This is a genomic window from Hwanghaeella sp. LZ110 (assembly GCF_048892525.1).
In the GTDB taxonomy this organism is placed as follows: domain Bacteria; phylum Pseudomonadota; class Alphaproteobacteria; order UBA8366; family Aestuariispiraceae; genus Pacificispira.
In genome coordinates this window covers 728,009-742,210 of the sequence record NZ_JBLZHT010000001.1, presented here as the reverse complement: position 1 = coordinate 742,210, position 14,202 = coordinate 728,009, and the positions used below count along the sequence as shown (strand labels likewise).

General features: G+C 55.5%; 12 protein-coding genes. 3 read left to right on the top strand and 9 right to left on the bottom strand.

Translation table 11 applies throughout. The features are described from left to right. Positions 1-16: 16 nt before the first annotated feature. Entirely contained in the window at positions 17-2,899 is a 2,883-nt protein-coding gene (gene ileS / locus ACOSDM_RS03275) for an isoleucine--tRNA ligase (RefSeq protein WP_420723048.1), read from the bottom strand. Positions 2,900-3,260: 361 nt separating this feature from the next. Here ileS and ACOSDM_RS03270 point away from each other — a divergent pair, with 361 nt between their 5' ends. Further along, a complete protein-coding gene (locus tag ACOSDM_RS03270; RefSeq protein WP_420723047.1) occupies positions 3,261-3,584 on the top strand; it encodes a hypothetical protein in 324 nt (107 codons plus the stop codon). On the opposite strand, the gene ACOSDM_RS03265 is transcribed toward ACOSDM_RS03270, so the two are convergent. Next, on the bottom strand, positions 3,576-4,568 hold the full coding sequence (locus ACOSDM_RS03265) for a succinylglutamate desuccinylase/aspartoacylase family protein (protein ID WP_420723046.1): 993 nt from the start codon (positions 4,566-4,568) through the stop codon (positions 3,576-3,578). The genes ACOSDM_RS03270 and ACOSDM_RS03265 overlap by 9 nt on opposite strands. Positions 4,569-4,736: 168 nt before the next feature. Here ACOSDM_RS03265 and ACOSDM_RS03260 point away from each other — a divergent pair, with 168 nt between their 5' ends. Continuing rightward, positions 4,737-5,264 carry a PAS domain-containing protein gene (locus tag ACOSDM_RS03260; RefSeq protein WP_420723045.1) on the top strand — a complete coding sequence of 176 codons (528 nt, stop codon included), beginning with the start codon at positions 4,737-4,739 and terminating at the stop codon, positions 5,262-5,264. Between the two features lie 7 nt (positions 5,265-5,271). On the opposite strand, the gene betA is transcribed toward ACOSDM_RS03260, so the two are convergent. Then, the gene (betA, locus tag ACOSDM_RS03255; protein ID WP_420723044.1) at positions 5,272-6,978 is read right to left on the bottom strand and encodes a choline dehydrogenase; all 1,707 of its coding nucleotides are present in this window, start codon (positions 6,976-6,978) and stop codon (positions 5,272-5,274) included. Positions 6,979-7,215: 237 nt separating this feature from the next. On the opposite strand from betA, the gene ACOSDM_RS03250 reads away from it, so the two are divergent. Next, positions 7,216-8,484 carry an MFS transporter gene (locus tag ACOSDM_RS03250; RefSeq protein WP_420723043.1) on the top strand — a complete coding sequence of 423 codons (1,269 nt, stop codon included), beginning with the start codon at positions 7,216-7,218 and terminating at the stop codon, positions 8,482-8,484. A gap of 17 nt (positions 8,485-8,501) precedes the next feature. On the opposite strand, the gene ACOSDM_RS03245 is transcribed toward ACOSDM_RS03250, so the two are convergent. The 6 genes from ACOSDM_RS03245 to sufB all read right to left on the bottom strand — a co-directional run bounded on the left by ACOSDM_RS03245 (position 8,502) and on the right by sufB (position 14,197). Next, positions 8,502-8,852, bottom strand: coding sequence for a HesB/IscA family protein (locus ACOSDM_RS03245; RefSeq protein ID WP_420723042.1), 351 nt, complete (start codon positions 8,850-8,852; stop codon positions 8,502-8,504). Between the two features lie 50 nt (positions 8,853-8,902). Then, positions 8,903-9,364, bottom strand: coding sequence for a DUF59 domain-containing protein (locus ACOSDM_RS03240; RefSeq protein ID WP_420723041.1), 462 nt, complete (start codon positions 9,362-9,364; stop codon positions 8,903-8,905). Between the two features lie 10 nt (positions 9,365-9,374). Continuing rightward, positions 9,375-10,628, bottom strand: a complete 1,254-nt coding sequence (locus ACOSDM_RS03235; protein WP_420723040.1) for an aminotransferase class V-fold PLP-dependent enzyme — start codon at positions 10,626-10,628, stop codon at positions 9,375-9,377. Beyond that, the gene (sufD, locus tag ACOSDM_RS03230; RefSeq protein ID WP_420723039.1) at positions 10,625-11,845 is read right to left on the bottom strand and encodes a Fe-S cluster assembly protein SufD; all 1,221 of its coding nucleotides are present in this window, start codon (positions 11,843-11,845) and stop codon (positions 10,625-10,627) included. Before sufD ends, ACOSDM_RS03235 begins: the two co-directional genes overlap by 4 nt. Next, the gene (gene sufC, locus ACOSDM_RS03225; RefSeq protein ID WP_420723038.1) at positions 11,842-12,597 is read right to left on the bottom strand and encodes a Fe-S cluster assembly ATPase SufC; all 756 of its coding nucleotides are present in this window, start codon (positions 12,595-12,597) and stop codon (positions 11,842-11,844) included. The genes sufD and sufC overlap by 4 nt, the downstream gene beginning before the upstream one ends. 133 nt (positions 12,598-12,730) lie before the next feature. After that, complete coding sequence (sufB, locus tag ACOSDM_RS03220; RefSeq protein WP_420723037.1) at positions 12,731-14,197, bottom strand: Fe-S cluster assembly protein SufB; 1,467 nt, start codon at positions 14,195-14,197, stop codon at positions 12,731-12,733. Between the last annotated feature and the right edge of the window lie 5 nt (positions 14,198-14,202).

The window sequence follows — 14,202 nt, the reverse complement described above, 5'->3', positions numbered from 1 at the left end:
ATACTTTCTAAAGGAGTTATTCCGCCGCCTGGGGCGAGGCTGAGACAGCATCCGCGCAACGTCCACAGATACCTGGTGTCTGGGGACGGCTGCCGACATCGGACAAAACCTTCCAGCAACGCTGACATTTCGCGCCATCGGCCAGCTTGAAAACAACCGCGATCCCTGGACAATCCGGCAAGGTGAACGCCCCTTCCGGCGGTGTTTCAAGGCTTAATGTGCCAGCAGACGTGATCAGAATATCGGCCAGATCCAGATCGGCAAAAGCCGCCTGATGCGCGGCATCGACATAGACCGTCGGGGCCGCATCCAGGTTGGAGCGGATGACTTTTTCCGTGCGTTTCTGTTCCAGGGCGGCCAACACAACACGTCGCACCCGACGCACTTTGCCCCACCGGGCAGCCTCAGCCTCGGGCAACAGCCAATCGTCGGACACTTGGGGCATTTGGCGCATATGTACGGACACATCCGGCCCATCGCCGTGCCGTGTCAGCCAGGCTTCCTCCGTCGTGAAGCACAGGATAGGGGCCAGCCACGCTGTCAGGCTGTTGAACAATGTATCCAGCACAGTCAATGCCGCCAGCCGGCTCGGGCTGTCCGGGGCATCGCAATACAGAGAATCCTTGCGGATATCGAAGTAAAAGGCCGACAGGTCCACCGCACAGAATTCATGAACTTCCCGGAATATCAGGGTGAAGTCATAGGTTTCGATGCCCTTGCGGACGATTTTATCGATTTCCGCGACACGATGCAGGGCCCAACGCTCCAATTCCGGCATATCGGCGGGATCGACCCGCTTTTCCGGCTGGTAATAGGCCAGGCTGCCCAACAGCCAGCGCAGCGTATTGCGGAACCGCCGATAATAGTCGGTCAGCTGCTTAAGCATGCTCTCCCCGATGCGAAGGTCACCGGAATAGTCTTCCGACACGACCCACAGACGCAGGATCTCCGCACCATATTTATCGTTTACAGTGGCCGGAACGACGACATTCCCCAGGGATTTGGACATTTTGCGACCGTCTTCCGCCATCACAAAGCCATGGGTCAGAACCGCGTCATAGGGTGCGCGCCCCCGCGTGCCACAGCTTTCCAGCAGGCTGGAATGGAACCAGCCGCGATGCTGATCCGACCCTTCCAGATACAGGGATGCCGGCCATTGCTGGTCTTCGCGCCCTTCCAGCACAAAGGCATGGGTGGAGCCGGAGTCGAACCAGACATCGACGACGTCGCGGACCTGCTCATACTCTTCAACATTATACTCATTGCCCAGGAATCGGGACGGATCGCTGGAGAACCAGGCATCGGCCCCTTCCTCCCGGAATGCGGCAACGACACGATCCACGACCGCCTGATCCCGCAAGGGCTCCCCGGTTTCCTTGTTCACGAAGACAGGAATAGGCACACCCCAGGCCCGCTGACGGCTGATGCACCAATCCGGGCGTTCCTTGATCATGGAATGCAGCCGGGTTTTGCCCTGTTTCGGATAGAAATCCGTGTCGTCAATGGCCTGCAGCGCCACATCGCGCAAACCATGGCTTTCCATGGAAATGAACCACTGCGCCGTATTGCGGAAGATCAAGGGTGCCTTGGAGCGCCAGCTATGGGGATAGCTGTGACGCAGGCTGCCCTTGGCCAGCAAGCGTCCGACAATGGCCAGTTCCCGCATGACGGATGGATTGGCATCGCCTTCCTTGCCTTCCTGCGTGATCACGACCTTACCCGCCATCAGCGGCACGAAGTCATAGAAGCTGCCATCCTCGCCAACGGTTTGCGGGATTTCGATATTGTTCTTTTTGCCCAACTGCCAGTCATCGGCGCCGTGGCCCGGCGCGATATGGACGAACCCCGTCCCGGTATCGTCGGTTACGAAATCTGCCAGCAGGACAGGCACGTCAAACCCATAGCCATCCCCCGCTTCCGAATGATCAAACCAGGGGTGACGACAGACAGACCCTGCCACATCCGCCCCTTTCAGGGTGGACAGGATCGTGTGTTCCGTGATCTTGGCCTGTGTGCAGACCGCTTCAATCAGGGATTTGGCGATGACCAACTTCTCCCCGACAACAGCGCCTTTAGCGCCCTCATCCACCGCATCGACCTGCATCACGACATAGTCGAAATCCTCGTGACAGGCGACCGCGCGATTGCCCGGTATGGTCCAAGGGGTCGTGGTCCAGATCACCACCGACGCGCCCTCCAAATCAGGGGACTTTGCCACGCTGACCGGGAATTTCACCCAGATCGTGGTGGATTTATGCTCCATATATTCGGCTTCGGCTTCGGCCAGCGCGGTTTTTTCGACCGCCGACCACCAGACCGGACGTGCGCCCTTATACAGGCTGCCCTGCATCAGAAACTTACCGATTTCCGCCGCGATCTGCGCTTCGGCACCATAGGCCATGGTGGTATAGGGATTATCCCAATCCCCCTGCACACCCAGGCGTTTGAACTGGGTGCGTTGCTTGTCGATCCATTCATCGGCAAAGACGCGGCATTCCTGGCGGAATTCGACGATGGGCACATCGTCCTTGTCCAGACCCGCCGCGCGATAACGTTCCTCGATCTTCCATTCGATGGGCAGGCCGTGGCAGTCCCAGCCCGGCACATAAGGCGCATCAAAGCCGGTCATCTGGCGGGACCGAACGATGATATCCTTCAGGATCTTATTCAGGGCATGGCCAATATGCAGGTCCCCATTCGCATAAGGCGGACCATCATGCAGGATGAATTTCTCACGGCCCTTGCTATCGGCGCGCAGACGGTCCCACAGCTTGGTCTGGGCCCAGCGATCCAGAATTTTCGGCTCAAGATCCGGCAATCCGGCACGCATCGGAAATTCTGTCTGGGGCAGATTGATGGTATCTTTGTAATCGACGCTCTGTGGCGTTTCAGCGCTCATCGTTTTCAGACTCTCTGTCTTAAATCTATAGAAGGTGGACTGGGTTCAAAGGGGTCGACCGAACCAAGTGGTGGCCGCAGCAACAGCAAACCTATCCCGACGCCCGCGAGCCCCGCCCCGCGAGGGCCGGGCCGATAATTCGAGTCCCAAAAGCGCCAAAGCGCGAAAGGCTGGTGAAGCGGTGTTTCATAGCGGCGCGACTGTATGGGCTAGCCTGCCTGAAATCAAGCATCTGAATGCCGCATTGATCGCTTTGTGCCTGTTTTAGGATCGGATCATTGTTAAGCAGTCCTTAATCTATTCCTGCTATCAAAAGATCATGCGCCCCGACCTGACAAATGCCTGGAAGGAAGTCCTGCGGATGGCTGAGTTAGAATCAATATCGCTGGAAAACCTGCGGGACCGTCGTGGGGAAACGCGCCTTACAGTCGTTCTTCCGGTATTGGAGCTGGATGGACATCAATACCGGTTGATGGATTTCAGCGACCATGGCTTTCGGGCAATCGTCCCAATGGAATACCGTGTCATGGGCAGGACAGGGTGCGCTATATTACACCTGCACGCGGCCGGCTATAGCGTCCATAAGCATGTCGACTTTACAGTCGTACATGTCACACGCTCTGAAATCGGCGTCACATATCAGACCGTTGAAACAATATCAGAACACAGCGCCAGCTTATTTTAAAGCGACATGGAACAGGCAATCCCCCCGAATGACCCGCGCGGGCACGCGGTGCGCCAAGGCAATGCTTGGCTGATCGAAATGAACATCCAACGGAGCCTTACCCGGCGTCTCGGGAAAATGAATGCGCGCGACCACTTGACCTGCTGCGATCTCTCCGCCTGCCAGAACCAGCGGTTCGTAAAGGCCGGGCTCTTGTGCGAAAATGTAGTCTTCCCTTTGAAAATCACGATATGTTGGGGACAGAACATCCCCTACAATCTGGCCGGTGTAAGATCCAACTGCGGCCAATGCCCGCAAGATGCCGGTTTGCGCGCCCTGTCGGATAGCGGGATCGACCGTTCCACCCCCGCCCAATTCCAGGGTGAAGCCCGCCGCCCCGGCCCGCCAGGATGCAGAGGACGAATACCACCCTTCAGCTTCCGGTCCATGACGCAGCACGAATGGCAACCCCAATGCTTCCAGAACCTTCAGACGCATGGAATTTCGGGCGTTTCCTTCAACCCAGGATGTCATGGCGAAGGGCACACAATACAAAGAGGATCCGCCTGAATGCAGGTCAATCATCATATCCGTACCGGCGATCAGATGGTGTTCGATATAGAACGCAATCATTTCTGTCGGTGCCCCCACCGCCCGACCGGGAAAGCTGCGGTTCAGATTGCCACTGTCCAGGGGCGATGTTCTAAGTCCAGCCTCTGCAGCCGGGAAGTTCGCCATTGGCAAAAGTGTCAGGCGACCACATATATCTGTTGGGTCCAATGTACGGATCAAATCCGACAGGATGACCTGGCCTTCGTATTCGTCCCCGTGATTACCCGACATCAGCAAGACAGTCGGCCCAGGCTTTGGCCCGACGAAAGATACAATGGGCACAGGAATATGCCCATACGCTGATCGATGGACTGAATGAGGCACTCTGAGAAACCCCAGATTACGTCCTGGGATGGTCAAATCAACGGTGCACTGAACCGGGGAAAGGGTCATAAACTTGAATCCATCACGTTTTTATAAAGATCTCAGACAGATAGAGTAGACGTCCCAATTCTACAATTGGCAAGAGGCGCCAATCACATTGGGCAATCGTGACAAACAAAATTGTAACTTTACGGTCGGCATGGGCCGAAGCGAATAAAAATGGCATCGGATCGGTTAATGACATCAACACAAGCGCACTTATCTGATGCAGATCCAAGAATTCTGGATTTTCTGAATGCTTGGCGTGCGGCACGACGGGGAAATGAAACCGTTCCCTTGAAGAAGAACTTCGACCCTATGAGGGCCCCAACACTTTTGCAATTTATGTGGCTATATCGCTTTGAACCCTCCAATGGCAATTTTTTGTGTCACTTGGCGGGAGAAGAAGTCAATGCGGCCTGGGGTTACAGCATTAAGGGCAAGAGCCTGGCGCAGATCGTTGGCCCCGTGGACTATCCAACGGTTCTTAAGCGCTGGCACATGATCACCAACACACCCCTTGTTCAGTATGGCACCGCCAGGGAAAGACTGACGGAACAAACCACGCAACAAGCAGAGCGGATGCTGGTTCCTCTGAAAGACACGTCCGGGGCAACGTCCTATGTATTAGGCGTCAGCCTGTATCGGTATGTGAATTTCGAACCCGTTCACATCCCGCCGTTATCAGGGAATATTGTAAGGATCGCCTGCGCGGATATCGGATAGCGCTGCTCTAACCCGCCGCCCGAACAGGTTCACCCTCCCGCTGTTTGGTTTCCCAATCCGGTGCAATCCAAACCGGCGCGTTTGAGGCAGGCAATGGGTCGCGCCCCCGCAGCAAATCCGCTGCCTTTTCTCCCACCATAATGGTTGGTGCATTCAAATTTCCATTGGGAATTGTTGGAAAGATCGAGCTATCCACGATGCGCAGGGCTTCAATACCGATCACGCGACAATCCGTATCGATAACAGCGGTAGGATCGTCTTTCGCGCCCATTTTACACGTGCAGGACGGATGATACGCGCTTTCAGCATTTTCCCTGATCCAGGCATCGATCTCCTTATCCCCGGCGATCGCTTCGCCTGGTTGGATTTCTGACCCCCGGAAATCATCCATTGCTGGTTGCGCCATAATCTCCCTGGTTAATCGAATGCAGGCGCGGAACGCCTCAATATCTTCCTGTTCTGTCATATAGTTATACAGGATCTCCGGCTTTGCGGCCGGGTCCGGGGATGTGATGTGAATATGTCCCCGGCTCTTGGGCTTGTTTGGCCCGACATGAACCTGAAAACCATGCCCGTCAAAGGAGGCTTTGCCGTCATAACGCATTGCGGCTGGCAGGAAGTGATATTGCAGATCCGGTGACTTCAGCCCTGGTTTTGATCGGATAAAGGCACAGGATTCAAAATGATTGGTCGCCCCCAGCCCGGATTTGAAAAAGAACCAGCGCGCCCCGATCATAAACTTGCTGAACGGATCCAGTTTTCCATTCAGTGTGATGGGCTTTTTGCTGCGGAACTGGAAATAGACTTCCAGATGATCCTGCAAATTACCCCCGACGCCCGGCAGGTCATGCACGACATCCACGCCAGCCTTCTTCAGAACATCGGCGGGGCCGATCCCTGACAGCTGAAGTATTTGTGGCGACCCGACCGATCCGGCGCTTAGGATGACTTCCCGATTGGCCCGCGCCTCTGTCACCTTGCCATTGACCTGATAGCGGATGCCAACGGCCTTCTTACCCTCCAACAGGATTTTCTCTGTCAGGGCTTTCGTTACAACGGTCAGATTTGGGCGGCCCATGGCAGGTTTCAAATAGGCATTGGCGGTTGACCAGCGAACGCCATCCTTCACTGTCATATGCATCCGGCCAAAGCCTTCTTGCCGATAGCCGTTATAGTCTTGCGTCTTGCCATAGCCAGCCTGCTCCCCCGCCTCAATCCAGGCGCGATAGAGCGGGTTTTTCATATTATTGCCATTGCAGGTCGATAAAGGGCCATCCGTGCCGCGATAGGCATCCTGCGGGCGATCGTCCGGGTCCGACCATGTTTCCGCCCGCTGAAAATAGGGCAAGCAGTGGCGATAGGCCCAGCCTTTGGCGCCCTGCTCTTCCCATTCATCAAAATCGCAGGCATGCCCGCGCACATAGACCAGACCATTGATGGAAGAAGAGCCCCCCAGCACTTTTCCACGAGGCGTGTGCATCAGACGATTATTCAATCCTGGTTCAGGTTGGCTTTCAAAGAACCAGTTGAACTTTTTCATATTCATTGGGATCGACAATGCCGTTGGCATCTGAATAAAGATCGAAGAATCACTACCGCCTGCTTCGATCAGCAGGACCCGCACATCAGACTCCTCAGTCAGGCGCGCCGCCAGCACACATCCGGCCGACCCGGCCCCCACAATGATGAAGTCATACGTCTGATTTTCCGGCATGTCCGTTCCCCTTTGTCACACCCTACGGGTTTGGGTCATCGCAACCCGATCGTCAAGGATGGCGAAAGGTGCGCACACAGAAAAAGTTAATCGGTGTTTTACATTTCGGAAAATCCGCTAGAGCATATCAGTCAGACCACGTTGGGGAGAAGTGTTCATGCGATTTGCCATATCTGTATCTATTCAATTCAACACCCTGGGCCTTGCCTTGGGATCTCTGTGATTGGGGATACTGTTATGACTGATGCTGTTCGCCGCCCCTCCCTCAGGGCCTGGGCTGCCTTTGCACTGGGATGCCTTTGTTTCGGCTATGCCTTCACACAACGTGTTGCCCCCAGCGTTATGACCGAAGACCTGATGCGCGCTTTCGCCGTTGGTGGCGGAGCACTGGGATCGCTGAGCGCATTCTATTTTTATGCCTATGCAGGCATGCAGATGCCGGTTGGTGTTCTGATGGATCGTTTTGGCCCCAGAAAATTGCTCAGCGGGGCCATGACGCTGTGTTTGATCGGCAGCCTTATCTTTGCCCTGGCCCACAGCCTGGGCATTGCCTCAATCGGGCGCGCAATTATCGGCGCTTCGGTTGCCTGTGGGTATGTCGGTACGATGAGCATTGCAGCCGCCTGGTTTCCGGCCCGCCGCTTCAGCATGCTGATTGGCATATTGCAAAGCGTTGGCATGACCGGGGCGATGGTCGGGCAAGCACCACTCAGCTTCTTCGTCTCGTCTTATGGATGGCGGGAAACGATCATCAGCCTTGGGGTGATCGGCGCTATCCTGGCGGTTCTGATCTTTTTTGTGGTCGCTGAGATTCCCAGATCCAAACCCCAACCTGTTACCGGAAAGCCTGCCACAGGAGGGGGGGCATTTCAGGATGTCCTGTCCCGCCGCGACAGTTGGGCCTGCGCGATATTGGGATTCACGTTGGCCGCGCCCATGCTGTCCTTTGCAGGCCTTTGGGCGGTTCCATGGCTGGTTCAAACACAAGGATTTACAAAGGCCGATGCCGCTGCCTGTACATCCCTGATTTTCCTGGGATGGGCCTGTGTGGGGCCCGCCCTTGGCATCATGACAGAGAAAATCGGACGCCGGAAACCCATCCTGTATGCCGGGTTCATAATGGGCGCACTGTCATTGGCAATCATGATTTATGTCCCAAATCTGTCGCCCACCGTGTTGGGGGTTCTATTCTTCCTTAACGGCGTTAGCGGCTGCACGATGATCTTATCTTTCACCTGTGTGCGCGAAACAAACCGACCCAGCCGAATGGGGGCCGGGCTTGGCTTTGTGAATATGGCTGTTGTGGGATCAGGCGCGCTGTTCCAACCGCTGCTTGGATTCATCCTGGATTTGCGATGGACCGGCCTGGAAGAAAATGGGGCCCGCATCTATGAAAATGCGGCCTATGTCACCGCTTTCTCAATGCTGATCCTGGCTTATGCCATTGGTTTTATTGCCTGCATCCTATTGCGAGAGACGCATTGCAAACAGCTTGTCCAAGAATAACCGGGATCGTTTAGAGCCTAAGACGCGACAGAGAAGCTCTCGCCACAGCCGCAGCGCGCGGTTTCGTTTGGATTACGGAAGGTAAACCCGGACTGAAGCTTGGATTCCTCGTAATCGATTTCCGCCCCGATCAGAAACATCGTTGCCGCCGGATCGATCAGCACCTTGGCACCATCGACATCGACTTCTTCCTCAAACTGTTTCTTATCCTTGGCATATTCGACAACGTAAGACAGGCCGGAGCAGCCCTTGGAGGATACACCAATCCGCAGGCCGATCACGCCGTCACCACCCTTTTCCATCAAACTGCGCACCCGTTCAGCGGCAGTATCGGTCAGGGTCACTATGGCTTTTCCAGTCCCAAACATATCAGTTCCTCGCATTCCTATAACGCACTGTACACTATATCATAACGCTGTCAGAAGAAATCCAGTGCCATTTTGGCATCTTCCGACATCATTTCCGGGCGCCAGGGTGGCGTCCAGGTCAGGGTAACACACACCACCCCGATACCTTCAACCGCCGCGACGGCATCGGCAACCTGTTGCGGCATCTCGCCCGCCACGGGACAAGCCGGGGCGGTCAGGGTCATGGTGATGTCGCAATCCCCTTTTTCATCCACCTCACAGGCATAGATCAGGCCCAGATCATAGATATTCACCGGGATTTCCGGATCATGGACCGTGCGCAAGGCCGCTTCTACCGCATCCGGGCTGGCAACAGCGGTGCCCTCTGGCAGAATATCACCTGACAGGGCCTGCATGCCCTCTTCAGCCTGTTTCTCGCCAAAGCCGCCCAGATAGGGATGCGCAAAATCCGCCCCCGTCTGTGGGGCCGGGGCGACTTCCAGCCGGTCTCGTTCGTTGGTACGGTCGTCCATATCGATCTTCCTATCCAAAAATCGCGTTCACTTTTTCCAAGGCCTGGGCCAAGGCATCTATTTCGCTGCGGGTATTGTACATGCCCAAAGAGGCACGAGCGGTGCCCACAACCCCCAAACGATGCATCAGGGGTTCGGCGCAATGATGTCCGGCCCGAACGGCAACGCCCTGTTGGTCGATGATTGTCGCAATGTCATGCGGATGTGCTTCGCCCATCACAAATGAAATCACCGCAGTTTTGTTAGGTGCCGTGCCAACCACGCGCAATCCATCAATAGAAGCCAGCCGCTGCATGGCATAGGTCAACAAGTCGTGCTCATGGGCAGCCACACGCTCAATTCCAACCCCGGTCAAATATTGAATGGACGCGCCAAGCCCGATGGCTTCGACAATAGGCGGTGTTCCGGCCTCAAATTTTGATGGCAATTCAGCCCAGGTCGATTTTTCAAAGGTAACGGACGAAATCATATCCCCGCCCCCCAGAAAGGGCGGCATGGCCTCCAACAGCGCTTCCTTGCCATACAGAACACCAATGCCTGTCGGGCCATACAGTTTGTGGCCCGTAAAGGCATAGAAATCGCAATCCAGATCCTGCATATCAACAGACATATGCATCACGGCCTGGCTGCCATCAAACAGCACTTTCGCTCCAACGGAATGGGCCATTTCCACAATTTTCTTTGCAGGCGTGATCGTACCCAAAACGTTGGACACATGGGTAACCGCCACCAGCTTCACGCTGTCATCCAGCATGTCGGCATAGGCATCCATGCGGAATTCGCCTTCATCGGTGATCGGCACGACCTTCAGCGCAACACCGGTGGCATCCCGTAACAACTGCCAGGGGACAATATTGGAATGGTGTTCCATCTCCGATATCAGAACCGTATCTCCTGCTTTCAGGATACCCCGACCATAGGAATACGCGACCAGATTAATGGCCTCGCTGGCATTCTTAGTGAAAATGATTTCCCGCTCGCTTTTGGCATTCAGAAAGCCGCGGATAATCTCTCGCGCGCCCTCATAGGCCGCCGTGGTGCGTTCCGAAAAGTCATAGGCCCCGCGATGCACATTGGCATAGCATTCCTCAAAAGACGCACGCATCGCCTCAATCATCGCCCGGGGCTTTTGCGCCGATGCGCCACTGTCCAAATAGACCAGCGGTTTACCATGGACGGTTTGGCTGAGGATCGGGAAATCCGCGCGAACAGCCTCGACATCATAGGCCAGGTCATCTGTCAGTCGGATTGCGGCGTCGTTCATACCAAATCTCCTTCCAACCGATGGGCCAGCGCGTCACGGAAGACATCCCGAATTGCCGGTCGGGCGATATGTTCTACCGCCTCAATCAGGAAAGATTGCGTCAACAAGGCACGCGCCTGAGCCTCTGGAATGCCGCGCGCACGAAGATAGAACAACTGGTCTTCATCCAGGGCGCCAACGGTTGCGCCATGGGCGCATTGCACATCATCGGCATAAATTTCCAATTCCGGCTTGGCATCGACCTCTGCCTGACCGGATAACAGCAAGGCCTTGTGTTGCTGTTGACCATCTGTCCCCTGAGCGCCTTCCCGCACCAGGACCTTGCCCTGGAAAACGCCGCGGGACCGGTCATCCAACACACCCCGGAAAAATTGTCGACTGGTGGCATTTTCTGCGACATGGGTGACAAAGGTCGTCGTATCGATCAGGGCATCGCCTGTTCCAAAATAAGCCCCGGACAAGGCAGCTTCGCCTCGTTCTCCGGCCATGGTTAAGCGTACTTCCCGCCGGGCCAGGCCCTTGCCGATCGACAGGATAAAGGAATCCAGCACCGCCCCTTTTGACACACCGATATCGGCAAGGCCGATCTGAGATGACCCCGCCTTTTCCATCAATGCCGAATACAGGCCCAGTCTGGAATTTTCACCCAGACTGACGCCCAGGCTTGGCACCGTAAATCCATTACCGCTGGCGGTCACATGGCTTTCCACAACGGTTGCCTCAGCCCCCTTGTCCAGCGTGATCGTGACTCGCGCCGCATGGGCGATGGCCGCATCGGCATCTGCCCCCCATGTGATATGATGGATATGAATGGGGGCCTCAATCACCTTGCCTGCATCAACCCGAAGGGTCAGTTCCTCCTGTGTCAGCGCGTCGCTCAACCGATCCGTAAAGCCATCACCATAGGCTTCAGAGGCCGGTCCAGCCTCCAGCGACAGGCCCATTGGCAGATGATCCAATGCGGACAGATCCCGATCCAGGAAACCGTTGACCAGAACAATATTGATCGCGCCTTCAATCTTAAGGGCCGCATCGGGTATCGCTGTCACGCCATGGCTGTCTTCCGCCAGCCAGACCGACCAGCCGAATTTATCCAGCCGTTTCAGGTCGGTATATTTCCATGCTTCCGCCTTGCGGGTAGGCAGCGCCTCCTTAGGGTCAAACCGCCCGGAGTCGCCCCGCTGGCGCAGCAGATCTTGCAGCAGGTTATCCGTCATGCCGCTTCATCCTCATAGGCTGCATAACCGGTCTTCTCCAATTCCTGCGCAAGCTCTTTACCACCGGTCTTCACAATCCGACCAGCGGACAGAACATGCACCTTATCCGGCACGATATAGTCCAAAAGCCGCTGATAATGGGTAATCACCAGGAACGAACGATCCGCGCTGCGCAGCACATTGACGCCATCGGATACCAGCTTCAGGGCATCGATATCCAGCCCGCTGTCGGTTTCATCCAGGATTGCCATGCGCGGCTCCAGGATGGCCATTTGCAGCGTCTCATTGCGCTTCTTTTCCCCGCCGGAAAAGCCGACATTGACCGGCCGTTTCAGCATATCATCTGGGATATTCAGCTCTTTCGCCTTTTTGCGCAGCGCTTTGACGAATTCCAACGCATCCAGTTCCGACTCGCCCAAATGTTTGCGACGCGCATTCAAGGCGTGTTTCAGGAAGGTCGTATTGGCAACACCGGGCAGTTCTACCGGATATTGAAAGGCCAGGAACACCCCTTCACAGGCGCGCTCTTCCGGGGCCATCTCCAGCAGGTTCTTGCCCTGATAGGTGACAGATCCACCGGTCACTTCGTATCCTGGGCGACCCGCCAGAACATAAGACAGGGTCGATTTACCTGAGCCATTGGGGCCCATGATCGCGTGCACTTCACCCGGTTGAATATCCAGGTTGATCCCTTTCAGGATTTCCTTGCCACCGACAGTCGCGCTCAAATTTTCAATCTTCAACAATGACATTACCGTTCTTTCCATTCCTCAAAAGACTCACCGTCTCCCCGGACTTGATCCGGGGTCCAGAGCGCCACGCTGGCTTCCTGCATTTGGCTCTGGATCCCCGCCTGCGTGGGAATGACGTATAACTTCTATCGACTTATCCAACGCTGCCTTCCAGTGAAATGCCGATCAGCTTCTGTGCCTCAACGGCAAATTCCATAGGCAGGGTCTGCATCACTTCCTTACAGAAACCATTGACGATCAGCGCCACGGCCTCTTCCTCGCCGATCCCACGGGACAGACAATAAAACAGCTGATCCTCACTGATCCGGCTGGTCGTTGCCTCATGTTCCAATTGCGCCGAGGGATTGCGGCTTTCGATATAGGGGATGGTATGCGCCCCGCATTTGTCGCCAATCAGCAGGCTGTCGCACTGGGTGAAATTCCGTGCGCCACTGGCATTGGGCAAGACCCGCACCAGCCCGCGATAGGTCTGATCCGCACGCCCGGCCGAAATCCCCTTTGAGATGATACGCGACCGGGTGTTTTTGCCGATATGAATCATCTTCGTGCCGGTATCGGCCTGCTGACAGTTATTCGTGATCGCAACGGAATAGAATTCCCCGACCGAATTGTCGCCTTGCAGAATGCAGCTTGGATATTTCCAAGTGATCGCAGAACCGGTTTCAACCTGCGTCCAGCTGATCTTGGAATTGCGCCCACGACAGGCACCACGTTTGGTGACGAAATTGAAAATCCCGCCCTTGCCGTTCACATCGCCGGGATACCAGTTCTGCACCGTCGAATATTTGATTTCCGCATCGTCCAGCGTGATCAATTCCACCACGGCGGCATGCAGTTGATTTTCATCACGCATCGGCGCGGTACACCCTTCCAGATAGCTGACATAAGATCCTTCGTCAGCAATGATCAGGGTGCGTTCAAACTGCCCGGTTTCCTGGGCGTTGATGCGGAAATAGGTGGACAATTCCATCGGGCATTTCACGCCCTTGGGGATGTACACAAAGCTGCCATCGGTAAACACAGCGGCATTCAGACAGGCATGTTTGTTATCGGAATACGGTACGACAGAGCCCAGATATTTCTTCACAAGGTCTGGATGCGTTTTCACCGCTTCTGAGATGGAACAAAAGACAATACCGTGTGATTCCAGCTCTTTGCGATAGGTCGTCGCAACCGATACGCTGTCAAAAACAGCATCCACGGCAACTCGAGGCGCACCCTCAACACCGGCCAGAACCTCTTGTTCCTTCAACGGAATGCCCAGCTTGGCATAGGTTTCCAACAACTTCGGGTCAACCTCATCCAGCGATTTCGGACCGTCCTTCTTCGGGGCGGCATAGTAGTAGACATCCTGATAATCAATCTGCGGCACATCGGGCTTCTGCCAGCCGGGTTCCGGCATATCCTGCCACAGCGCAAAAGCCTTCAGCCGCCATTCCAGAAGCCATTCGGGTTCTTCCTTTTTGGCGGAAATCAGGCGCACGATGTCTTCGTTCAAGCCCTTGGGCGCGAAATCCATCTCAATATCTGTTGAGAAGCCATAGCGGTACTTTTCCGCTTCCAGGGCGCTTACGCGTTCAACTGTGTCTGTCGTAGCCATGATAA

What these genes read in the sequence shown, in the direction of transcription:
- ileS (WP_420723048.1), bottom strand. Translation starts at nt 2,899, where the DNA reads ATGAGCGCTGAAACGCCACAGAGCGTCGATTACAAAGATACCATCAAT.
- ACOSDM_RS03270 (WP_420723047.1), top strand. Translation starts at nt 3,261, where the DNA reads ATGGCTGAGTTAGAATCAATATCGCTGGAAAACCTGCGGGACCGTCGT.
- ACOSDM_RS03265 (WP_420723046.1), bottom strand. Translation starts at nt 4,568, where the DNA reads ATGACCCTTTCCCCGGTTCAGTGCACCGTTGATTTGACCATCCCAGGA.
- ACOSDM_RS03260 (WP_420723045.1), top strand. Translation starts at nt 4,737, where the DNA reads ATGACATCAACACAAGCGCACTTATCTGATGCAGATCCAAGAATTCTG.
- betA (WP_420723044.1), bottom strand. Translation starts at nt 6,978, where the DNA reads ATGCCGGAAAATCAGACGTATGACTTCATCATTGTGGGGGCCGGGTCG.
- ACOSDM_RS03250 (WP_420723043.1), top strand. Translation starts at nt 7,216, where the DNA reads ATGACTGATGCTGTTCGCCGCCCCTCCCTCAGGGCCTGGGCTGCCTTT.
- ACOSDM_RS03245 (WP_420723042.1), bottom strand. Translation starts at nt 8,852, where the DNA reads ATGTTTGGGACTGGAAAAGCCATAGTGACCCTGACCGATACTGCCGCT.
- ACOSDM_RS03240 (WP_420723041.1), bottom strand. Translation starts at nt 9,364, where the DNA reads ATGGACGACCGTACCAACGAACGAGACCGGCTGGAAGTCGCCCCGGCC.
- ACOSDM_RS03235 (WP_420723040.1), bottom strand. Translation starts at nt 10,628, where the DNA reads ATGAACGACGCCGCAATCCGACTGACAGATGACCTGGCCTATGATGTC.
- sufD (WP_420723039.1), bottom strand. Translation starts at nt 11,845, where the DNA reads ATGACGGATAACCTGCTGCAAGATCTGCTGCGCCAGCGGGGCGACTCC.
- sufC (WP_420723038.1), bottom strand. Translation starts at nt 12,597, where the DNA reads ATGTCATTGTTGAAGATTGAAAATTTGAGCGCGACTGTCGGTGGCAAG.
- sufB (WP_420723037.1), bottom strand. Translation starts at nt 14,197, where the DNA reads ATGGCTACGACAGACACAGTTGAACGCGTAAGCGCCCTGGAAGCGGAA.